Source organism: Clostridium sp. AN503 (assembly GCF_040719375.1).
Lineage (GTDB): Bacteria > Bacillota > Clostridia > Lachnospirales > Lachnospiraceae > Brotaphodocola.
In genome coordinates, this window is sequence record NZ_JBFDTP010000001.1 from 297,343 (window position 1) to 320,990 (window position 23,648).

At 34.5% G+C, this 23,648-nt stretch carries 20 protein-coding genes; 8 read left to right on the forward strand and 12 right to left on the reverse strand.

The window, feature by feature from the left end:
• The first annotated feature begins 8 nt into the window (after positions 1 to 8).
• The 8 genes from AB1I67_RS01265 (at position 9) to AB1I67_RS01300 (ending at position 9,911) form a co-directional block, all read left to right on the forward strand.
• The gene (locus AB1I67_RS01265) at positions 9 to 1,001 is read left to right on the forward strand and encodes a glycosyltransferase family 2 protein (protein ID WP_367028009.1); all 993 of its coding nucleotides are present in this window, start codon (positions 9 to 11) and stop codon (positions 999 to 1,001) included.
• Positions 994 to 2,427, forward strand: a complete 1,434-nt coding sequence (locus tag AB1I67_RS01270; protein WP_367028010.1) for an O-antigen ligase family protein — start codon at positions 994 to 996, stop codon at positions 2,425 to 2,427. The genes AB1I67_RS01265 and AB1I67_RS01270 overlap by 8 nt, the downstream gene beginning before the upstream one ends.
• Positions 2,393 to 3,919 (forward strand): hypothetical protein, encoded by a 1,527-nt coding sequence (locus tag AB1I67_RS01275; protein ID WP_367028011.1) that lies wholly within the window; start codon positions 2,393 to 2,395, stop codon positions 3,917 to 3,919. Before AB1I67_RS01270 ends, AB1I67_RS01275 begins: the two co-directional genes overlap by 35 nt.
• 6 nt (positions 3,920 to 3,925) lie before the next feature.
• On the forward strand, positions 3,926 to 5,674 hold the full coding sequence (locus AB1I67_RS01280) for a PIG-L family deacetylase (RefSeq protein WP_367028012.1): 1,749 nt from the start codon (positions 3,926 to 3,928) through the stop codon (positions 5,672 to 5,674).
• Entirely contained in the window at positions 5,640 to 7,049 is a 1,410-nt protein-coding gene (locus AB1I67_RS01285; RefSeq protein ID WP_367028013.1) for a hypothetical protein, read from the forward strand. Before AB1I67_RS01280 ends, AB1I67_RS01285 begins: the two co-directional genes overlap by 35 nt.
• Before the next feature lie 30 nt (positions 7,050 to 7,079).
• Complete coding sequence (locus AB1I67_RS01290; protein WP_367028014.1) at positions 7,080 to 7,394, forward strand: hypothetical protein; 315 nt, start codon at positions 7,080 to 7,082, stop codon at positions 7,392 to 7,394.
• A 346-nt stretch (positions 7,395 to 7,740) separates the two neighbouring features.
• Entirely contained in the window at positions 7,741 to 8,991 is a 1,251-nt protein-coding gene (locus AB1I67_RS01295; protein ID WP_367028015.1) for a hypothetical protein, read from the forward strand.
• Positions 8,979 to 9,911 (forward strand): glycosyltransferase family 2 protein, encoded by a 933-nt coding sequence (locus tag AB1I67_RS01300; protein ID WP_367028016.1) that lies wholly within the window; start codon positions 8,979 to 8,981, stop codon positions 9,909 to 9,911. The genes AB1I67_RS01295 and AB1I67_RS01300 overlap by 13 nt, the downstream gene beginning before the upstream one ends.
• 494 nt (positions 9,912 to 10,405) lie before the next feature.
• Here AB1I67_RS01300 and AB1I67_RS01305 read toward each other — a convergent pair whose 3' ends face one another.
• The 12 genes from AB1I67_RS01305 to AB1I67_RS01360 form a co-directional block, all read right to left on the reverse strand.
• On the reverse strand, positions 10,406 to 11,374 hold the full coding sequence (locus AB1I67_RS01305) for a glycosyltransferase family 2 protein (RefSeq protein ID WP_367028017.1): 969 nt from the start codon (positions 11,372 to 11,374) through the stop codon (positions 10,406 to 10,408).
• A complete protein-coding gene (locus AB1I67_RS01310; RefSeq protein WP_367028018.1) occupies positions 11,371 to 12,969 on the reverse strand; it encodes a hypothetical protein in 1,599 nt (532 codons plus the stop codon). Before AB1I67_RS01310 ends, AB1I67_RS01305 begins: the two co-directional genes overlap by 4 nt.
• Before the next feature lie 71 nt (positions 12,970 to 13,040).
• Complete coding sequence (locus AB1I67_RS01315) at positions 13,041 to 14,117, reverse strand: EpsG family protein (protein WP_367028019.1); 1,077 nt, start codon at positions 14,115 to 14,117, stop codon at positions 13,041 to 13,043.
• Between the two features lie 15 nt (positions 14,118 to 14,132).
• Positions 14,133 to 15,419, reverse strand: coding sequence for a hypothetical protein (locus AB1I67_RS01320; RefSeq protein ID WP_367028020.1), 1,287 nt, complete (start codon positions 15,417 to 15,419; stop codon positions 14,133 to 14,135).
• Positions 15,416 to 16,861: a flippase gene (locus AB1I67_RS01325; RefSeq protein ID WP_367028021.1), complete on the reverse strand. Its 1,446-nt coding sequence runs from the start codon at positions 16,859 to 16,861 to the stop codon at positions 15,416 to 15,418. Before AB1I67_RS01325 ends, AB1I67_RS01320 begins: the two co-directional genes overlap by 4 nt.
• On the reverse strand, positions 16,843 to 17,778 hold the full coding sequence (locus AB1I67_RS01330; RefSeq protein WP_367028022.1) for a glycosyltransferase: 936 nt from the start codon (positions 17,776 to 17,778) through the stop codon (positions 16,843 to 16,845). Before AB1I67_RS01330 ends, AB1I67_RS01325 begins: the two co-directional genes overlap by 19 nt.
• Before the next feature lie 18 nt (positions 17,779 to 17,796).
• Complete coding sequence (locus AB1I67_RS01335; protein ID WP_367028023.1) at positions 17,797 to 18,480, reverse strand: ribulose-phosphate 3-epimerase; 684 nt, start codon at positions 18,478 to 18,480, stop codon at positions 17,797 to 17,799.
• Positions 18,481 to 18,491: 11 nt separating this feature from the next.
• Positions 18,492 to 19,529, reverse strand: a complete 1,038-nt coding sequence (locus AB1I67_RS01340) for a galactitol-1-phosphate 5-dehydrogenase (RefSeq protein WP_367028024.1) — start codon at positions 19,527 to 19,529, stop codon at positions 18,492 to 18,494.
• On the reverse strand, positions 19,529 to 20,227 hold the full coding sequence (locus AB1I67_RS01345; RefSeq protein ID WP_367028025.1) for an IspD/TarI family cytidylyltransferase: 699 nt from the start codon (positions 20,225 to 20,227) through the stop codon (positions 19,529 to 19,531). The genes AB1I67_RS01340 and AB1I67_RS01345 overlap by 1 nt, the downstream gene beginning before the upstream one ends.
• Positions 20,224 to 21,006 carry a LicD family protein gene (locus AB1I67_RS01350; protein ID WP_367028026.1) on the reverse strand — a complete coding sequence of 261 codons (783 nt, stop codon included), beginning with the start codon at positions 21,004 to 21,006 and terminating at the stop codon, positions 20,224 to 20,226. The genes AB1I67_RS01345 and AB1I67_RS01350 overlap by 4 nt, the downstream gene beginning before the upstream one ends.
• A 20-nt stretch (positions 21,007 to 21,026) precedes the next feature.
• Positions 21,027 to 22,250, reverse strand: a complete 1,224-nt coding sequence (locus tag AB1I67_RS01355) for a glycosyltransferase (protein WP_367028027.1) — start codon at positions 22,248 to 22,250, stop codon at positions 21,027 to 21,029.
• Positions 22,231 to 23,643, reverse strand: a complete 1,413-nt coding sequence (locus AB1I67_RS01360) for a sugar transferase (protein WP_367028028.1) — start codon at positions 23,641 to 23,643, stop codon at positions 22,231 to 22,233. Before AB1I67_RS01360 ends, AB1I67_RS01355 begins: the two co-directional genes overlap by 20 nt.
• Positions 23,644 to 23,648 lie beyond the last annotated feature (5 nt).

The window sequence follows — 23,648 nt, forward strand, 5'->3', positions numbered from 1 at the left end:
TAGGTATTATGGCTATTATCAGCATTATTATTCCAGTATACAATACAGAAAAATATTTAGAAAAATGCATTAATAGTATTTTACATCAAAAATTTACTGATTTTGAACTAATTTTAGTAGATGATGGTTCTACGGACAGTAGCGGTGCTATTTGTGACTATTATGAACAGCTTGATACTAGAATAAAATGTGTTCACACAACTAATCAAGGGCAGTCTGCTGCTCGAAATTATGGTTTTCAGTTTTCTACCGGAAAATATATAGGATATGTAGACAGCGATGATTATATCTCTCCTCTATTGTTTGAAACTTTATATAACAATATTACAGTGTATAATTGCGATTTGTCAATTTGTGGTATTGCTTTGGAATATTCAGATAAGACTGTTTATTCAGAATTCCCTAATGGGGAATTCCCCCAAATTTTATCGCAAAAAGATGCATTGATAGGCGTATGCAAAGACAATGGTTTTGGCGTATATCCATGTAATAAGCTATTTAAACGTGAATTGATAGCAAAATATCCTTTTGAAGAAGGACATATATATGAAGATGCGCGAATAATAGTTCCTATGTTACTAGAAGAAAACATACGCGTTGTTTTTTCTCCCGAATCTTATTATTTTTATGTTCAAAGGCAAAGCAGTAGTATGCATCAGACATTTAATGAAAGTAATTTAGAATATATTACTGTTTGGATTCAGAATAGAGAACTAGTTGTAAAAAAGTATCCCGAGCTAAAACCTTATTATGATAAACGCGTATATAATAATTGTTTTAAATTGTTAGATAAAATTTATTTAGATGCATGCAATTATTCGGCGGCGGAACAAAAAATTGTTAATATTTTAACTCAAAACCCAATGTCAATTTTAAAAAATCATCTTATGACATATCACCAGCGGATAATGATTAATGTGATTAGGTGTTACTATCCACTATATAGATGGTATCGAAAAACTTTACTATTTTTAAAGTTCAGGGGAAAACATAATGATTAGAAACAAAATATCTTTTGAACAAGTGTTTTTTATATTACAAGTGTTTTATGTTGTACTTGGAATTGTATGCATTGTGCCTTTTTTAAGAGAAGATTTGAATTTCCTTTATAAATATTGTTTACTTATAGGGCTTTTATGTGTATTTTATTATATTGTTTGCAAGCAGAGACTGAATTTGACAGTAAATATTTTTTCTGTCTTAATTTTTTCATTTGTTTCGATACTCTTTATAATTACTTTAGCCCATTTATATGAAAATGGTTTTTTGAGAAATTTAAAAGTTTCTCTATATACTATTTTTCAATTTTACTTTATTGCACTTATTAGTAGACAAACTTCCTATTCAAAAGCAGTTTCCCGGCTACATATTTTGAATATGATAATTATTTTTACGATAACTATTATATCTTTTTTGAGCCTATATGTTTACTTTTTTAATATTAATGGGGAGTATCTTATTTTTAAGAACACAGAGTTCGAGTTTAAATATTATTATGGTGTCGCATTTAATGGGCGTTTAACCGGTATAACATCTAATCCCAATGATTTGGGTATTTTATCCACCATTGGTATAGCCGTAGGAATATTGGAATATAGGAATAAAAAATCAACAAAAAAAATATACTATATTTTTACCTTTATTATTAATTATTTAGCTTTCTTAATGACAAATTCAAGAGGAGCTGAGATTTCTCTTTTAGCATTTCTGGTCTTTTACATGACTTTTTCATTTAAAAGCCTTAAATTAAGAAAAGTATACAAAAGTGGTTACATTTTATCATTTCTACTTAGCTTAATTTTGGCTTTATTATTATTCGCATCATTTAATCCTGCCAGAAAGATGATAGGGTATTTGCCACGAGTGCAAACTTCACAAGCAAATAGCTCTGAATCAAATACTATTCAATCAATAGCTTACACCAATCTTATACGCAATACAGAAAATGAAAAAAGTGGAGGAGGACGTGTTGAATTATGGCATATTGCTAAAGACATTGTCAAAGATCACCCATTAGTAGGGGTAAGCGTTCCAAAAGAAGCGGCTATATATTATGCACCTCATTTAAAAAATGATAGAGGTGTTCAAAGTGGAAGCTTTCATAATATAATCATTCAAACAATGGTAATGTATGGATTACCCGGCGCTATAATGCTTTTGCTTCTTATGGCTATTCTAGGTTTTCACGGAATTACGTATATTAAAAAAAATCGGCATTGCCAATATACTAAATATTTGATTTCTGTAACGGCCATATTGTTTATGTTAGTAATAAACAATATGGTTGAAGCCAATATACTTTACACGACAAACCATATGAATGCTATTTTTTTTATTTATTTTGGGTTTTTTCTATTTTTTATCAATTTTAACTATAAAGGTAATAATATAAATGCAGATGACACGTACTCAGAATTCAATTCGTAACTTATTTACTGCCTTAATGGGTCAAGTATTATCATTATTGATAGGGTTTATATCTAGGTATTATTTTCTTCATACTTTGGGGGAAAACTATTTAGGAATAAATGGACTTTTTACAGAAATTTTATCGATGTTGTCCTTAGTAGAATTGGGGATAGGACCAGCTATAATATTTTGCATGTATGAACCGCTGGCACAAAAAAACACACCTCAGATATGTGGATTATTAAGTTTCTATAAAAAAATTTACACAATCATAGGTATTCTTGTTGCATTATTAGGATTATTATTTGTTCCATTTTTGCCATACATAATTAAAGATTATACATATTCTACAGAGTTAAACACGATATTTATTCTTTTTGTTGCAAATTCTTCTGTTTCATATTTTTTTGCATATAAAAAGTCGCTAATTTTAGCTGATCAAAAAAGATATATATATAATCTTGTCCATTACAGTTTATATATAGTTTTTAATCTGATTCAGATTTTCTGTTTGATTGTATTTGGAAATTATAAACTATATCTTTTGTGGCAAATTATTTTCACTATAAGCGAAAATATTATTATTTCAATTAAGGCAAACAAAAGTTATCCTTTTTTAAAAAGTATATCCACTTTTAGCCTTGATAATGAAACAAAAAATCACATATTTAAAAATACATTTGCTATGATTTTTCACAAATTAGGAGGAATTGTAGTAATATCAACAGATAATATTTTACTATCTATGCTAATAGGAATTGTACCGGTTGGCATATATTCCAATTATCAACTAATACTTAACGCTGTCAAAAATGTTCTTAAGCAATTTTTCTTATCTATATCTGCTAGTGTTGGCAATCTTGGAGTGACAGAGTCGAGTGAGAAAAAAGAATTAATATTTAATGTTACTCTGTTATTGGCAAACTGGCTATATGGTTTATGCTCAATTTGCATTTTTAATTTGATTAATCCTTTCATTAATTTATGGTTGGGAAAAGACTTAACATTTGATAAAAGGGTTGTTTTTGTATTATGTTTAAATTTATACATTTATGGGATTCGGCAACCCCTTCAAACATTTTGGGAATCATTTGGCTTATTTTGGTATGATAGGTATAAACCCCTTTTCGAATGCATAATTAATCTGGTTGTGTCAATATGGCTTTCAAAAAGCTGGGGGATTTTGGGTATTTTTGTCGGAACTTTTATTAGCACTGTTTCTACTTGCTTGTGGATTGAACCATTGATTGTATATAAATATGCCTTAGAGGTTCCATGGATAAGATACTGGAAAAAATTTATACAATATTTGTTTTTATATGGTTTGTCATTTGTTATATCCGTATTGCTTTTGGAAAATTGGGGAAATGTTTCATGGTGGAACTGGATATTAAAAGCATTTATATGTTCTTTTATTATTACTTTAATATATGTATTAGGGACTATGAATCTATTAGAGAGAAAGATTCTTTTACAATTATTTGGTAAAATATTTCACCGGAAAAGGTAAAAATTAATGTGGAATTTTTATAAGTATCAAGGTAATAATAGCTTTTATAAGTATTCGTCATTTATAAATCAGAAAATATTAATACTAGTACCGCACGAGGACGATGAAATTAATCTAATTGGTGCAACACTGGTTGGACTTTCAAAGCAAAAATGTCAGATTAAGTGTGCATACCTTACAAACGGAGATTTCGGATTTAATGGAGAGACTCGTTTAAAAGAAGCTTTAAACGCTTTACAGATTTTAGGGGTAAAAGAAGAAGATGTTATTTTTTTCGGATTTGGGGATAATATGACAAATAAAAATTTTCATATATACAATTGCCCCAGTGACGATATTTTAAATTCTTCAGCCGAAGTAAACTACACTTATGGTCTAAAAAACCATCCTGACTACTCAACGCAATGCAATGGTATAGCAGCTCCTTATTCCCGTAAGGCTATTGTAGAAAACATATGTCACCTACTAAAAGACTATAAACCAGATATTATTTTTTGTATAGATTTTGATTTCCATGCTGACCATCGAGCGCTTAGCCTTTTTTTTGAAGAAGCTTTATGTATTTTACTAAAAGAGACAGGAAACAGTTATTTCCCTATTATATACAAAGGTTTTGCTTATAGCACAGCATGGTTTTCTAAACCTGATTTTTATGCGCTAAATATTCTTTCTACTGTTCAACCGCAAAATGAACATGAGGAATATTGCGAAAGCGCAATGGATAACCCTTTTTTTAACTGGGAAAAACGAATACGATTTCCAATACCGCCAGATGTTTTATCTTACACAATAAGAAATAACCCGATTTACTACGCATTAAAAAAACACAAAAGTCAAACAGCTCAGCGTAAAGCTTTAAGTATAATTAACGGAGATCAGATTTTTTGGGGAAGAAATACAAATAGCCTTTCCTATCAATGTGAAGTATCGGCTTCTTCAGGAAACATTGAAAAGATAACCGATTTTAAACTGATGGATTCATGGACTGTGTTACCCAAAAGAACAAATGCAGAAGCTTCCTTGTGGATACCGGCGTTTGACGATAAAGATAAGCACATTCGTTTAATTTTAAATGAACCCAAACAAATCCATCATATTAGCATATATGAAAATCCAAACCAACTTCATCATATTGAAGAATGTAAAATTAAATTGAGCAACGGTCAGGAGATTATTTATAATGATATATTAAATAACGGTAATGAATCCCGAATCGTTATTGAATCAACTGATTTAATATCTCACATAGATTTGTGGATTACAAAATTCACTGGTAATTTAGCTGGTATTGCCGAAATAGAAATATACGACAAAATTATTAGAAATCAAATGGCTTTTATAAAACTTATGGAAAATAATAATTTTGTTTATAATTTTATCGTGAATTCCAAACAATCTATGATTGATTTGCAAGTTTACTACTATGATGGTTTAGAACCTCATACCCTATCTATCGAAGACGACAATGTAATTGTAAAAGAATCTCCGCCAAATAGCATCAAAATTCATAAAAATTCAATATATCTGCTTCCTGGTTATAAAAAAATCAAACTGAAAGTTTGTTTAAAAGACAATATGGATATTTATGATGAAATAATAATTATGCGATGGGATTTTTTTAAGAAAAATATCTATAAGTGTTTGATGTTATTTGACTGGTTGATTTTTAAAGTTACGACACATTATGAATACAAATTTAAAAGGCAAAGGGGTATTAAAAATGAATACAAACAGTACAAAAAAGCAAGAAATTGATTTAAGAGATTTAATTTTCTCTATTTTACACAAATGGCGATTAATTTTGATAATAGGAGTTTGCTTTGCTGTTATATTGGGAGGCTTAAAATTTATTTCAAACTATAAAACCCAGAGTAATACAGAATTTATCGAACAAGCTCAAATCCAATATGATACAAATCTTAAACTATATGAAAATAACAGAACAATTACCGAACAAGAAATTGAAAATTTAAAAAAAGATATTGAAATGCAGCAAAAATATATGGAAAACTCAATTTTAATGAATATGAGCCCCTACGACATAAAAGAAGCTACAGCAAATATTTTTATCAAAACTGACTTTGAAATTATGCCTGGTATGTTATATCAAAATGTGGATTATACCGATACTGTAATACAAGCCTATCAGTCAATTATTTCAAATGCTGCATTTTGGAAAAAAATTGCCGATAAATCCGGAATAGAGGAGCGATATCTCCAGGAGTTAGTATCTATTGAACGCATAGGAACAACGATAGATGGCGCAGATGTAACAAAGTTAACTAATCTTTTAACTATACAAGTTCATCATTACAACGAAGCTGAGGCAAAAAATATTTTACAATATATCCTTTCAGAAACAGAAGCTTTACAATCTTCGATCACAAACAGTATTGGCCAACATGAATTGCATATTGTAGATAAAAGCTATGGAACTGTTATAGATTTAGATTTAGCTAATGTCCAGAAAGACGCCAGCAAACGCTTAACTGATTTACAGACTTTATTAAATGAAAAGGAAAAATATGTTAAAGATTTAGTAAAGCCGACAGGGGTTACTTCTCCCATAAAGACAGCAATAAAACAGGGAGTTAAATATGGCATTTTAGGTGGTGTATTGGGAAGCTGTATTGCCGTATTTCTTGCTTGTATTATATTTTTGTTAAGCGATAAATTGTATTCTGGACAGGAACTAAGGAAATGTTTTAATATAAAAATATTGGGAATGGTGTCACTGCTGAACAAAAAAACAGTTAAAGGAATTGATGCTTGGCTAAATCGAATGGAGGGGATTAAACCAATTGGCAATTCGGAGCAACAATATGATTTGATAAGTGCTAATCTTGTAAACTATGCAAGTAATATAGACACATTACTAATAGTGAGTATGGTGTCAGAAGAACAGCTCCAAATAATACAAGAAAATTTATCTGAACGATTACCGGATAAGAAAATTTTATGCGGTTATGATATGCTGCACTTCTCAGAAACTTTAAAAATGTTGCCACAGTGCGAAGGTATTATTCTGGTGGAACAAACAAAATTTTCGACCTTATCTATTATTGAGGAAGAGATAATTTTAGCACAAACTTTGGGCAAAGAGATTGTTGGTTGTATTGTCTTGGAATAAATAAGTACGCAAGACATTTGGAGGCTACAAATGGAAACAGTGATAAAAGAAAATACTCGTAGCATAAATGGTTTTAGTAAAAGCGATTTGTTAAAAATTAAGGGTATTGCGATTCTTTTGATGATGTTTCATTACTGTTTTGGCGGTGTTAATCGTTTTGAGAGCTATGATATTTCATTTTATCCTTTCTTACAACCCTATATTGTGAAGGTATCATGGTCCTTCAAAATATGTGTGAGGAAATTTAAATGTTTGGATTTCCTCACACATATCTTTACATATTATGTATTGGGACGTTGGCTGCAGAAGAAAATTGGTTGTTTAATAACTCTAAAAGGATTTTAAGATATTTTATAGATATGATTTTAATGTATTTAGTGTATCGCATCTATTTGGTTGTGCCTGTTGAACAATTTTGAAATTCACATGAAATTTAGTTTTCTTTTTCTTAATAGTATATTGCTGGGGATTTATATTTTATTATCAATTCTAATCGAATGGATGAAAAAACGACCAGATACAATCAATTGATTAATTGCTTGATTGAAAAAGTAGAAACTTTTTATGTTGCTAAATCAAAATAGTAAGTTTAATGAATGCTACTGATAAGAAACATTATAGGAACCCAGTACAATATTTAGTAGTACTGTGCCCCACCCTGAAAAATATATAAATACAAAGGAGTCTCACCATGGTTCTTCTATCTAAAATAAAATATGTACTCACAACTGTTTTTATATGTATCCTGCTTAGTGTTATTGGTTATGCATTACCTACAAATACTATATTTAAACAGCATGTAGCAAAATCTGCATATATTCTGGACGGTGAGGGGACCTATCCGAAAGTATTAAGCCTTTATAATTCCCAGTTGGATAATTTCACAGATGCTTTAATGATTAATATAGCAGCATATGATGGTGGCGAATCATTACTAACAAAGCTGTCGTCTAATTATCGGTATAAAACAAGTCAGGAAAGTTCCATATCCTGGCTTTTGACGGCCTACTCCAAGCATGATGAACCAATATCCGTTGCTCCATACAGTAGATATTGGCACGGTTACATACCATTTGTAAAACTTGCATTATTCTTTACGACTTACCAAGGGATCCGTCAGATAAATGCTATTTTACAAATATTAGTTTTCGCAGTTATTTTGACATTGTTAATAAAACGAAACAAGGCACTTTTTGTACTACCATATACAATTTTATGGATTTCATTAAATCCATCAGCAATACAGTTATCCATGCAATTTTCTTCGATATATTACGTTTTTTCAATTGCTATTATTCTACTGCTATACAACTTTGAAAAAATCCGTACGACGCCAGGTTATGGCGTTTTCTTTATGTTAATTGGAATTGTCACCAGTTGGCTTGATTTTTTAACATATCCCATTCTGACACTGGGTATTCCGTTAACAATATTAATGTTGTTAGATGACAGCACATCAGGAGAGAAGTTAAAAATATGTATTAGTACAGCTTTAATGTGGTCATTCGGATATTTTGGGATGTGGGCGTTTAAATGGATTATAAGTTCTCTTGTATTAAAACAAAATGTGATAGGGCAAGCTATGCAAACTGCTGCGTTCCGAACCTCAAGCTCTTACGATGGTGAAACTTGGACCAAACTGCAAGTTCTTTTTAAAAATATAGCACACTTTAAACATTTTTCGTTTTATTTGCTATTTTTAATAACGCCTACTTATAGTTTCATAAAAATCATTAAGGAACATCGCACTCCTTATTTTACGGACGGTATTCTATTCTGTGGAATCGCGTTTATGCCGATTGCCTGGTATATTGTTTTAAGCAATCATTCTTACATACATGATTTCTTTACATTTCGAAGTTTAGGCGTAAGTATATTTGCACTATCTTGTTTCTTTATTAATTTAACAGAACATACAGAGGTGAAAAAATGGAAAAAATAGCAGTTCTTATTCCTTGTTATAATGAAGGAAAAACCATAGGAAAGGTAGTAGATGATTGGAAAAGGACTCTTCCTGATGCAAAAATATTTGTATATGATAATAATTCAACAGATGATACAGTAAAGGTTGCAACAGAACATGGTGCTCTCGTTCGTCATGAATATCAGCAAGGGAAGGGTGATGTAATAAGACGGATGTTTCGCGAAATTGATGCAAAATGCTATTTGATGGTAGATGGTGATGATACATATCCTGTTGAAAATGCCGTGGAAATGGTTTCACTTGTTCTAGACAAAAATATCGATATGGTAATCGGCGATCGCTTATCCTCTACATATTTTGAAGAAAATAAACGACCTTTTCATAATCTTGGAAACAGTTTAGTGCGTGGAACTATTAATTTTCTTTTCAAATCTGATATTAGAGATATCATGACAGGCTATCGAGCATTTAGTTATCAATTTGTAAAAAGTTTCCCAGTGCTTTCAAAGGGATTTGAAATTGAAACTGAGATGACAATCCATGCTATAGATAAAAACATGTCTACAGAAAACGTCATTGTTGGGTATCGTGATCGTCCAGATGGCAGCTTTTCCAAACTAAACACATATTCGGATGGTCTCAAAGTTCTCAAGACAATAGGCCGCCTGTTTAAAAATTACAGGCCTTTTGGGTTTTTCAGTGGAATTGCTGGTGTACTCCTCCTTTTTTCTGCTGTTTTATTTATTCCAATTTTAATTAAATATATTCAAACCGGTCTTGTTCCTAATTTTCCGACGTTGATTGTATCAGGCTTTATAGCTTTAACTGCCATTATCAGTTTCTTTTCTGGAATGATACTAAGCAGCATTGCAGAAAAAGGACGGAAAGAGTTTGAATATCATTTACTTTTAATTAAAGAAAACTTAAAAAGAAAATAACCGCAAATTTTTGAAAAGATGTCAAGGTATGTTTAGTTCTCTAAATAACAGAAAAAAATATCTTTTAACATCTGTAGTTTTGGATGTATTTGGCACGTTAGCACATAAAATTGTATTTAGTGGAAGTGTCTCTGGAAATAATAGGATCAAGGACTTTTCTTTGGATTTTGTTGATATCCGCTACTTTATGTGCTAAGAAACACGATTTCTATCGCCTGTTTTTTTATTTACCTGGTTTTTTATGCTGGCTGTGTATTATGATTGCTACACCTGTTGCATTTAGTTTGCGTTATGTTTATATATTAGCATTGCTGTTCCCTGTATATTTGGTATACCCGTTTATTCATAATGTTGCAGATGAATAAATGCAAACTTGCATGCAGCAACAAAGTCTTTTTTTCGCTAAATTTATAACTTAATAAGTTCCTAATATTAATTATTGTAAAAAACATGTCATAAAATAAAGCTCTCATATGCAATCAAGTAGGAGAGCTTTATTTTTTTTCTTTTATTTTCCGATTATAAGTTCGCTCACTGATGATATACCGAGGTCTTGATTTTGTTTCCAGATAGATTTTACCTATGTATTCGCCTAATATTCCCAGGCAGATTAGCTGTACTCCACCGATAAAACAGATTAAGCTTGTCATACTTGCCCAGCCGCTCACAGCATTACCTAGAAAATGAGTTACAACGGACCAGATAACGCCAAGAAAACTCAAAAAGGCAATTGCCAACCCCATACCTGTTATGATACGGATGGGTTTGATACTTAAACTGGTGATACCATCAAATGCCAGTGCAAGCATCTTACTTAGTGGGTAATGACTTTCCCCAGCAAGTCGTTCATGCCTTTCGTAATAAACACTGGTACTCTTGAAACCCACAAGCGGAATCATTCCCCTCAAAAAAATATTTACTTCTTTAAAATTAGCAAGCTCTTTTAACACACGACTGGATATCAATCGGTAGTCAGCATGATTGAAAACCACTTCTGCGCCCATCCAGTTAAGAAGCTTATAGAACCCTTCTGCAGAAAAACGTTTAAAGAAGGTATCTGTGTCTCGTTTGCTTCGGACCCCATATACAATTTCGCACCCTTCAAGATATGCATCAACCATATCGTTCATGGCGTTAATGTCATCCTGTCCATCACAATCAATGGATATTGTAATATCGCAGCAGTCTTTTGTCTCCATCAATCCCGCAAGGACGGCGTTTTGGTGTCCACGATTTCTGCTTTGAGAGATGCCCATAAAATAAGGGCTTTCAACTGCCAGTTGGCAAATAATCTGCCAGGTATTATCCCTACTGCCATCGTTAACAAACATGACACGGCTTTCTTCGCTTATTTTTTCAGCACTAATTAATTCCTTTATTTTGTTTTCAAATGTCCGGCTTGTTATTGGCAGGACTTCCTGCTCATTGTAGCAGGGGATTATAATATACAGTATTGGTTTCACTTTAGTTTACCTCTGTTTTTCCAGAAAACAATTACTTCTTTAGTTTTATATCGTGTAACTATCTCTTTTAAAACCGCTGTCCATTGCTGTCCCCCATAGGTTCCGACAATAATAAATATTGGTACATACAGATATAAATACCGTGCTCTGGCTTCAAATAGTAATTGAAACATCATAATCCCAATCAGGGAAAGAAGCAGCACTGACAGCTCTTTGCTCCTTTTGCCGAAGCACACACCTGTAGATAAACACAATGTTAACAACCAAAAGGCTTGCTTTATGGAAGAAAATATAGGAAAATAACTGCCCTGGTTCCAACAGATGTCTCGGATCAGGGGCGAGATCACATCGTTTTTAGGAGCATAAATTTCATTATAAAAGTGTCCTTCATTTCCCCATGCAAAAGTTCCATCGTTGAAATTAACAAGTGTCTTTTTTACCATATGCTTTAATAACCCTATACTTCCAGCATCTTTTAGCCGTTTTTGGATAATTTCAATATTGGCAGATGTTCGTTCTTTTCGAGTATCAAAGCTTTTTGAGAAATTCACATCGTCCTCAGAGTATTTGCCAATTGTTTCTTTATTAAGTCCCATCATCATAAAGTGGGACATTCCGATAGCCTTTTCTGGTTCCAAGGAAAGACCGGTTTGATTAATTACCATATGGAAACTTGCCTGTGACAATAATATGCAGCTGATAATGATAACCGCCCGTGTAATGATTTTTTTTAGTTTCCATTTTTTACTTTTACTCAGTAAATGAGCCGTTTCAATAACTATGATTGCTATGGTAATGATCACTGCCTGAGGTTTTATTCGGTACCCCCAGTAGGACAGCAATATAATGGCCACCCATTTAATATTGCTGTAGTGGCCATTTCTAAGCAATTGATATAACCTGAAGATCAGCACTGGGACCATGAGTATCATGCTGTCAGAATAGGTGATTGCCAACCACGGTGATGTTCCAAGTAATATAAAATATAGAAACCACGAGGCCCAAGCTAATCGTTCTAAATCCGTAAAATCATTAATTATTTTGAAAATGAGATATCCTGTTATACTGGAGAGTAAACATTGAATGGTAATAATGAACATTAATCCATTTTGTGTGTCCAAAATTCCTACCGCATTATTGAGTTTTAAAATAGTTGAGAATAGCCACATTAAAAATACATTATTGGGGTAGGAAGAAAAATAACTATTACTCAGATCTTCTGTTATTCCCTCAGCGACCAATTGCGCGTTTTTAATAATTACATGAACATCCCAACCCGTTTCAAAATAAAAGTTATAACAGCAATATATCTGAGCAAAAAACAAAAAAACTGTGATATGAGAAATTTTTACTGATCTAAATCTAGTTAAATGAGGTACCCTTCTCACAAAGTAGCCGCATGCCAGTATCGCAAATACCATTAGAGCCATCGCTGCTAATAATAATAAAATATTAGAAGACACAAACTCCTTTTTACCCGGATATCCATATTTAGATAGTACTATTAAAATAAGAAATATACTGATAAAGGCAAATTCAAACATCCATGTAATAGCAGTATAGACTATAGTATTTGAGTTTTTGTTTCGGCTCATAGTAATTGTCTCCGAAGTGATTTTTAGAATGTTCCTATAATGTTTCTTATTAGAAATATAAAATGCTAGTATCAGCCCAAAATGCTTACGTAGTGAAACATTTCTCCACCACCATACCGAATTATCCAAAATAATAAACTCATGCCGCACACCCCTATTTTAAGCAGCCATTTAAATGAAAAATTATTCTCGCAATCCAGCATATTGGGAATAAGGCATATTACTGGAAAATAGAAGTAGTATCCAAATCGGTCAAACTCGATAATCCATCTTCCTAAAAAGAATATAATTGCATAGACAAAAAGTCCGTTTATAAAAATACGATTGCACGCATACTGCTCACGAACACGGCTATAGTAAATGGCGCACAGAAATAGAATAGTAAGCAGCATAATAGCATCCCACTTATTTATTTGAAGATTCCGAAACATTTCATGTCTGCCGTAATATCCTGGTATAAATGTCTTTACAATCCAAGTCAGAACTTTTGTTTGGAAGAGTGTCAACACTCCAAACAATCCGGCTGCCATAAAATAATAGCTGCATCTAAAATCATACTTTAATATAAAATAGGCTGGTATCATAATAACTGCCGATACATGAAACAAACACGCAACAGCAATCGTTAAAATATACTGTCCAAATCTATTCGCAGAAATATAGCGATAAGCATAGAGTGATATAATTACAGCAACCAACTGGCGTATCTGAAGAAATCCCAGCATAAAAAAGACTGTAACAAATAAGAACATACTCATAGCATAGTCTTTTGAATAGTCCATCAGACATTTAGCCAGTATACAAAACGCTATCAGGTATATGATGAAATAGACAAATTGAAAATCCAAATCCAGGACAGCAACCAGTTTATTGATGTAATTTACGCCGATTTCTCGGATGGAGCCAGTTCCGGCCTTAATCTGCAGAAATGCCTTTTCATAGTTGTCATAATCTGTATGTAAAGAATATTGAAAAGCATAAATACAATACAATGGTACAAATGCCAACATAGCCCAAAATCGCGGAGTAATATGAAATACTATGCGATTTTTAATAAGCCACTCTCGTGGGCAATACGTCACCTCTGAGTGAGCCTGCCAGATATAGGCAAGCGGAATCGTGATAAGAAGCATTATAATATATACCATATTCCGCAATCCCTTCTATTTTTCCAGAACAATTCCATAGACCTTTTTTCCAAGCTGTTCAATACGGGTAATCTCTTTTTGAATTTCCTGCTTATTTGAATATCCTAAACTTTCGAATAAAATTGCACCTAATGCATTGGATATTTTTTCAACGGTATCTGAAGAAGTCGTTATGGAATCCGACATGGAGATAGAATACTCTGGTTCCGCCTTATGTAACTCCTCTCCAAACCTTTCAAGTTCTCTTACGTTACCTGCCCCTGTCACCACAATATGACCGGTTGATACTGACTCCATTGCATGCAGATAAGCACTGACCAGTTTACCGGCCTCTTCATAGGAACTACAATTTTGATTATTCCCCTCTAAAATATCAATCCAGTCATCAACAAATCCCAGAAAATGTTTTTTCCCTTTTATCTTTACCGATGCTAGGACAGGAACAGAATATCCTTTCAAATCTTCTTCCGTTGTAATATTTAAGCTTAAGCAATGGAAGAAAAAGCAGAGGATTACAGACAGACCGATGCCGCCTCCGAGTCCCCAGATTGCACCTTTGATACTTCTTTTTAAAATATAAGATAATTCCAGTCGTGTCGCCACCTGGGAAGAACTGCCTGATAATGATTTGGGGATCAAACCAGCTGAAGCTTGAGGCATGATTTCCCCTAATTGCCCTTCTGTTATCGTATAATGATACTCTCCAACCAGATTTTGAACGTAAGAGCTTAAGAGTTTTTCCGCATCCGTCACTATATCCTCTGATAAATCCCTGCTTCCTGTAGTAGCATAAATGTTAATATAATTTCCGATTTTTTCCTCAGTACTGCCAACTACTTTGATTGATACAACGTCATAAAATTTAGCAGGCGTATAGACTTCTTCTAAAATGGCCTTTGTATTATAATTATACTCAACCAGCTTCTCATTATATTGTATAAAATCCTTAGCAGCATCCGTATAGTATTTATCCACTAATGGCTGGAGTACTTCCTTGTTTTGATAACAAGCCAAATATGCATTTGCAATGGTAGGGGTCTGGTCAACAACTAAGCCTTCTATGTTTTCATATTTAGAATCCAGAAAAAGTGTTCGTCGTGCCTGATACTTATATGGAAAATCTTCCGCCAGCTGCTGAGTGGATTCGATAGACGGCTCCTGAAATGTAACATATTCGATTATTAGTGGAACAAATCGAATCATACAGCCTCCTAACACGCATAAAGAGGTCAGGACAATGCAAAGTTTTGCTTTCCTCAAAATGACAATAAAAAATTCTCTCAAATCAAAAAAAGTGTTCATAAACGTGTTCTCCTTTTCCTAAACTCCCTATTTATATTTTCTACTAATTTTGCTTTCAAACATATGAGTATCACAAAATAGATTAAGACCCCCGTTCCTGTTATTAACAGGATGCGTATCCATAAATTCAACTCAAGTTTTTGTATCATCAACCCTGTCATAAGGATTCCTGCTCCGCCGATCAGATATTTCCATGTTTCCTGTGCCAGATTCCCTAATGGGTAGATTTTTCTCAGGTAAATCAGACAAATTAGGAAAACTGAACCTTCTGCACAAATGGTCGCTAAAGCTGCTCCTGCTGCTCCCCATTTGGGAATCATAAGATAGTTTAGGATGCAGTTCATAACAGCGCCTGCTATAGTTGCATACAAGGATTCCTTTTCTTTGTTTAAAGGCATAAATAATTGAATCGCAATAAAGCCATTGATTACAGATAATATAATGTTGGGCGCTTTTATCATTGCGGCCGGTACAGCATCCAAAAAAGCAGTGCCGCTGAATACAAGTACAATTTCCTCACTGAGGACAAGCATTCCTGCCGTTGCTGGAACTGTCAATCCCAGAATATAATAAAATGCCTTATCGACAAGTGTCTGAAAATCTTCTTTCCGATTCATATGCAGGTAATAAGCCAGGCGAGGAAGAAACACAGCACACACAGAGGCAATCACATTACAGACAACCTTGTTCAGCTTAGAAGCCGCAGTATACAATCCAGTCTGATAATCACCTGCCTGCAGTCCAAGCATGGTCATATCCAGATTCAAATAGATAGTACTCGCAATGCTCATTCCAAATATAATAAATATGGGTTTCAAATGTTTCCTAATAGTATAAGGCTGACCCGGAAAAAAGCGGACAAATTTACGAGAGTAAAATATATTAAATACATTCGCTCCAACACTGGAAAGTACCAGAATACCAGCATATATCATAAAATCTGTTTTTTCTTTTACCAATGCTAAAAGCAGCGCTAAAGAAATAAGCTGAAACAGGATCGTTCGGATTGTAATATAAACAAACTCCTCATATATGTTAAAAAGCCAGTTCATACCGATAACATTAAAGAGAATCGTTGTACTGAATAGCAATAATAGTGATTTATAAGATTGAAATACCGGTATCTGAAGCAATAGGAATACTCCAAGATAAGAGCAAAGCGTTGAACCAATATTGATTATTAAAATTTCCGTACAAAATGTATTAATTGCTTCCTGATTGTCACGAATTTTGGCGCCTTCCCGAATCGCATAATTGGCAATGCCCAAACCAGCAAGAAGTACAAAGTAGTTCATAACGGAATTGGCAAAGTTGACACGTCCTATATTCTCTACCCCTAATATTCTGGATGCGTAAGGAAAGGTTATTAGGGGGAAAATCAGTCCTAAAACTGTTTTTGCTAAATTCACTAAAGAATTTCTTTTTAATGATTTTTCTGCCATGGGTTTTCTTTCTGTGCTTCTTTTAATATTTCAAAGGCGCTTAACATGCTTTGAGAGTGAAAAATTAAATATTGGTTAATAGTTTTTGTGCTTTTTTTTGTTGATACGCCATGATAGTGAAGTACCTGTAATTCAGGTGTATATATAATAGAATATCCCAAAGTTTTACATTTTAAAGTCAATAATAATTCTTCATGATAAAACTTGGTTTCCGGTTCGAATAATTTATCATTCTCATTTATAAATAACTCTGAAAAAACCAGGCATGCTCCATGCAGTACAGAATCTGTAAGTACATTTTTATAAATTTTATCATAAGGTTTTGATAATCCTAGTTGTGCTTTCAACCATCTAAATATATCCAAAAGAAATAACGGAATATACCGCCGTATGGCGCTTTTATATCTTTTAATTTTTTCTAATCTTCTTCCGCATCGAGGATTGGATAGATTGTTGCGAAATACCTGCATTTCTGTATCTAATTGCTCCATGGAGGGATATTTAGCATATAAAGGATTTTGATGAGCTTTTAAATAAGGCGCATAAATATCTGGCCCCAAAACAAAAAAATTATACTTGTCATACGCATTAAATACATGCATGATAAAATCCTTTTGTTTAATAACGACATCATTATTCAAAGTTATTATAAATTGGGGATGATATGATTTTGCAATTTGATATGCCATATTATTTCCAACAGAAAACCCTAAATTTACATCACTTTTGTAAATGTCTATTTTCGTATGATGTAAATATTGTTTTTTCAGCTTTTCAAAAGAATCATTATTGGAACCATTATCATAAACGATAATCAGACAATCCTCAATTTGCTCAAGTCTAAGTAATGAATTAACACATTTTACTGTTTCATTAAATAATTTATAGTGCAAAATTATAAATACCACTTTAGTCATTATGCAGACTCCTTAATACTATTGAATCATCTCTCGCAAAAGGTGAATATTTTGCTTCATGGCTTTGCTGTTATGCACTTCAAAAATACTTGATGTTCCTGCAACAAAAAAATCCGCACCACAAATTCTTAATTGTTTTGCATTATTGAAGCTGATATTTCCATCAACCTGAACACTCATATCTTCATAACCTGTTTGAATTAAATAATTCGTTAATTTTTCCATTTTTTCAAAAGAACCTGGCACAATTTTTTGACCAGCAAAGCCTGGATTAACAGTTAACAGGGTAATACCATCAATATCTCTTAATAATTCCTCTGTCAAGCATATGGGAGTGCCTGGATTAATTGCTAACCTTACACTGCAATCATATGCTCTTGCCTTTACAAGCGCGCGCTGAATATTGGGGGTGCTTTCGTAATGAATTGTAACAGAATCCTCAGGTTTTATTTTAAACCAACTTAGTTTGTCTTCTGGCTTTTCAACCATTAAATGAATATCCAGCGGTATGTGAGTTAATTCATGCAAACCTCGAATATAATCCACACCCAAACCATAGTTCGGAACAAATGCCCCATCCATAACATCTATATGTAGAAAATCTATATTCATGGCTTCAAATAATTCAATATCTTCTTTTAAGTGAACCAGATCCGCACACATCATTGAGGCGGATATTTTTCCTTGCAATTTTTTACTCATTCGGATCTCCTCTATAATTTAAACATTACCTTAATTGCTAATTCATTCTTGCTTCTTAAAATATTAAAAGCTTGTTTTGACTCATTTAGAGCAAATCGATGCGTAATTAAAGGCGTTACATTTAACGTTCCGTTTTCCATCGCAGAAATGGTTTCTTTCCAGTCATTTACCTTTGCATTATATGAGGAATTCCACACACCAATTAGCAATAATTCATTCCTTAATATTTTCCAATAAATATTTCGGTCAAACATCATATCTTTCGTAGGGTTTCCCACAAGAACCACTTTACCTCCCTTTTTTGCCGATTGAATACAGGAGGATACGGAATCTATACTGCCGACGCAATCAAACGTAATGTCAACTTTATTATCTAATCCCAAACGTTGTAATCCGGTTTCTTCACTTTCTACAGATAAATCTATAACTTTATGGATACCTAAACTATTGAGTAAATTGATTTTGCTTTTATTACGGACTACCATTACGACGTTTTGGACTTTTTTTTCTAAGGCCCACATTGCTATTAGTAGGCCAATGGTGCCGGAACCTTGAATCAATATGGAATCAGAACTACTGAGCGCTGAGCGCATAATTGCTTTGTGCGCAACAGAAGCGGGTTCACACATAGCGGCCTGTTCATAATCTAATGTGTCTGAAAAACATACAAGATTCCAGATTGGAACGGCTAAGTACTCCGCAAAGCCACCATTACAACGAGAACCAAAATAGTTATAATTATCACAACGAGCGTACTCACCTTCCTTACAGGAGGAACATCTCCCACAAGGTATTAACGGAAAAACAGTAGCTCGCTTATTTAAATAACTGGGATCAACTCCGTCACCTATTTCTATGATTTTTCCAGAAAATTCATGTCCCGGGATTAATGGAAATGAATACGTTCCTGTTTTAAACACCCGGTCAATATCACTATTGCATATTCCAGAAGCTTCTACTTTCAGAATCACTTCATCTTTTTTTGCAATAGGTTTTTCAACCTCCTTAAGCATCAAATTGCCTACACTCTCCAGCACCAGAGCTTTCATCACACACTCTCCCCTATATACATGTTAAATAAATCTATATCATTGTCGGTAGTGATTTTAAAATTAATTTCTTCTCCAGAAATCATTAAAACATTAAGATTGTTTTTCAATGCAATTTCTGTACTGCCGGTTATTCTATCAAGTTCTGTTGCGCTCAGTTTTTCATGTAAAGACAAATATTTTTCAAACTTAAAACTTTCAGGGGCTTGTCCGGCAAAAAGTTGTGCTCGTGGCAAAAGGCTATTGATATGCTTTCCGTCAACACTTTGATAAAACGTATCTTTTGCAGGCAGCACAGGCATGACCCCATCATACGCATCTAGTGGCAATAGGCAATTTCTAATTAATTCATTTGAAATCAATGGTCTTGCAGCGTCATGAATTATTACATTATCATCTTGACCAGCAAAATCTCTCAAGTATTTCAAACCATTATATATAGAGCCTTGACGAGAATCACCCGCTGCTGCAAAGCCTAAAAACTTATCAATTGAAAAAGATTTAATCCACGCTTTAATTTCCTGATGCCATTCTTCATGAGCAACAATCACAATTCCGGATATAAGCTCATTATTCTCAAAAGTTTCCAAAGAATAAAGGAAAATAGGTTTCTCTTTTACTAATAAGTATTGTTTCGGACAAGTTGCCGTTTTCATTCGGCTTCCGCTTCCACCAGCAAGTAGTAATAAATAATTCATGTATTCCCTTCCATTTCTTTTATATGTTTTGGTATGCGCTTTTCTAACGGGGGTAAAATCATATAATCACCATAGATATGCGTCATATATTCGTGACATTTTTCCGGTATTGGAAACATCCCGGTCTCAAATTGATGATATACTGGATTTCCAAAAAACGACTGTGGAACCATCTCTTTTTTATAACCAGCTAAACCATATAAATTGCTCACTATTCCTGTTTCTTTACCATTCCAATGTGTTATAACTTTTTTTGATATTTTTTCAAGCAAATTGAGACATGCTTTATTTGTAAAAATAAGAAACAGTTTTGTTGCTACGTACCATGCTTTTCCCCTGTTCTGTGGTGGCTTACGATATGCAGATACATGATATAATTGACACCAAATCTGTTGAATTTTCTGCTGCATACGAGAACGAGGTACTGCATCCAATGGAAATATATCAATTGCAACTGCATGTTCAGCAGTTTGATGTTTACAATCATATAAATAAAAATGTCCTGTTGGTGCGGTGTGAAAAGTACTCTGATATATGACATTATTTACAGGTCTGTTTTGATAAACAGATCTCAGTATTTTTTCTAATTTCTCAAAATCAGATCTAGGCAGAGCAATATCAACATCGTCATCCCACGGTATAAAGCCATTGTGACGCAAAGCTCCTAATGCGGATCCCCCGATTAGATAATATGTTAAATGATGCTTTTTGCACAAATCATCAAAAACCATCATCATATCAAGCAATCTTATATGTATACGTTCTAATGTAGCATCCATAAGTACCCCCATGTTTTTAATTATTTTTTCATTTCTTCCAATGCACTAATATAGCTATTATTATAAGCACGCCAAGTAAAGTTATTTTGTATGAATTTGCGTGCTTCAATTCCTATATCCTTATACTCGTCTTGATTAGAAACTATATTTTTTATAACAGAACAATAATCTTCAGCCGTATTGGCAACAAGATAATGCTTTTTATCTTCTGCCCCAGTTATTGGTTCTGCTGCCAGTGATGTAAGAATGTTGATTTTGCCAAGTGCCATACCTTCTAAAACTTTATTCTGTATTCCTCCGCCAGTTAGCATAGGGGCTACAACTGCCATAGCGGAATATAAGTAAATATACGGATCTTCACAATAACCCGTAATCGTTATATTGGGATATTTTTTCCCCAAATCTAAAATTTCTTCCGTAGGATTGGCGCCTATTATAATAAAAGGCACCTGATCAGCAATTCGACTATGGACATTTTTAACGTACCATTTTACTGCATCTATATTGGGTTGGTAATCCATTTTGCCAATAAAAGCAATCGACTTGCTATAGCTTGCATCGAATTTATCATAGATAAACAGGCTTTCTTTTACCCCATGTGGCAGCCACACAGTTTTTCCATATTGCTGGTAATATTTTCTTTCTTTTTCGCTGATAAAAAAGGTGCAGTCTGATGTTTTTACTTTTTCTTTTTCATATTTCAGCAGACGGCGTCCCTCTATCATATAAAGCAGTCTCCAAAAAACAGAAGATGTTTCATGTAAGGAATTTATATAATTTAATCCTATAGAATCAACCATATCGAAAACCTTTTTGCAGCCAGATGAAATATCATCTAAATATTTTATAGTGCGAACTAATGCTGCAATCGCAATATCCATATTATCGGATTGCTGTGTTATCTGATTTGCAATTTCTTTTCTATAATAGTACCCCACTTGTAATGGTTTACGAGAAAACAAACTCTTGATAGAACCAATATATTTTTCACGTTTTGTTATCAAAAAGCATGATACATTACAAACCCGCTTCTCGTAAAAAGCAATTTCTTCAGCACATAAATTTTGAGATATTAATATAATTAATGTAAGATTATATTGCTTTGACAAGCCATCTATTAAATTATAATTTTTATTTGAGTAACCACTAATTAGTGGAAATATTGGTCGAGGCAAGATTAGTAAGCAGTTCTTCCTATCTGCACTATGATTATTTTTTTCATAACTAAATACTATTTTTTCCATGGGAGAAACTATCCTCATTCTTTTTTCTAAAAGATTCTTCCATCGCCGCCGTCGTCTGTCCAGCCGCGACCCCTTCTGTACTCTCTTTCATAAACAAGATCTTCACCGTCTGGATCATCAGCTTCACGTCCAGCATCACCGAATAATTCTGTATGTAATGAAGATCCAGCTTCAGCTTGTCATAGGGCGTCGTGTTGTACTTCCCAAAGATCTGCGCATACCCGGTAAGCCCCGCCTTCACCCGCAGCCGGTACTGGAACTCCGGCATCTCTGCCTCGTACTGCGCTGCGATCTCCGGCCGCTCCGGCCTCGGCCCCACGATGCTCATATCGCCTTTTAAGATGTTAAAAAGCTGCGGCAGCTCATCCAGCCGTACCTTCCGGATAAATGCTCCCACCGGGGTGATCCGGCTGTCTCCGGCGCTGGCTAACCGCGCCACGCCGTCCTTCTCCGCATCCATCCGCATGCTCCGGAACTTATATACATAAAATTCCTCCCCATCGATGGTCAGGCGTTTCTGCTTGTACAGCGCCGGGCCGCCGTCCTGCAGCTTTACAGCCAGGGCCGTCACCAGCATGAACGGAGAGGCGATCACACAGGCGATCCCTGCGATCACGATGTCCATCGTCCGTTTTGCAAATGCCTGCTCGATGGACATCCTCCCGTTCCTCGCCATGATCAGCGGCGTGTCAAACAGGTTCACATCCTCCGCGCTGCGGATCAGGATATCGGAGATCTTCGGGGTCACATATACCCGGATCCCCTTGCCATAGCAATACTTTAAGACCTGGTTCCGGATCTGGGACGGTACATCGCAGATGACCACTGCATCATAGTCCGCGATCAGCTCCAGGATCCGCTCTAATCCCACCTCGATATGTACCACCTGCCGGATCTGATACCGGTCCTTGCGGCAGTTCATCTTATGCATCAGGGTCAGGGACGGCCGGTTGCCGTAGATCAGGAGCATCTGGCGCGGCGGGAACAGCTTTTGGAAAAGCTTGTTTGCTAACAGCGTCCAGATGCAGATCGCGATGACCTGGCAGGCGAACATCACAAGGAAAGGCGCCGGGCCTAAAAACCGTTTTGCCAGGAGCGCCACCTGAAGATACGTGATCACATTGACGAGGATCACGGAGAGGACCTGGGAGTAAAGCACGTTGCCCTTCTCTAAATATCCGATCTTCAGTCCGCCGTACATCCGGGAAAAGAATAACAGCAGGATGGCATAGACGGCAGCCATCAGCCAGTCCCCTTTTCGGAAGAAGGGCGTGCCTGCGGCCTGAGAGAAGTACTGGTCCCAGGCGATCCAGTAGATGCCCACCTCGATGGCCAGGATGGCGACCGAGGTGAAGAAACGGATCAGACGTTTATATTGTTCATAGCTTTTCATACGTG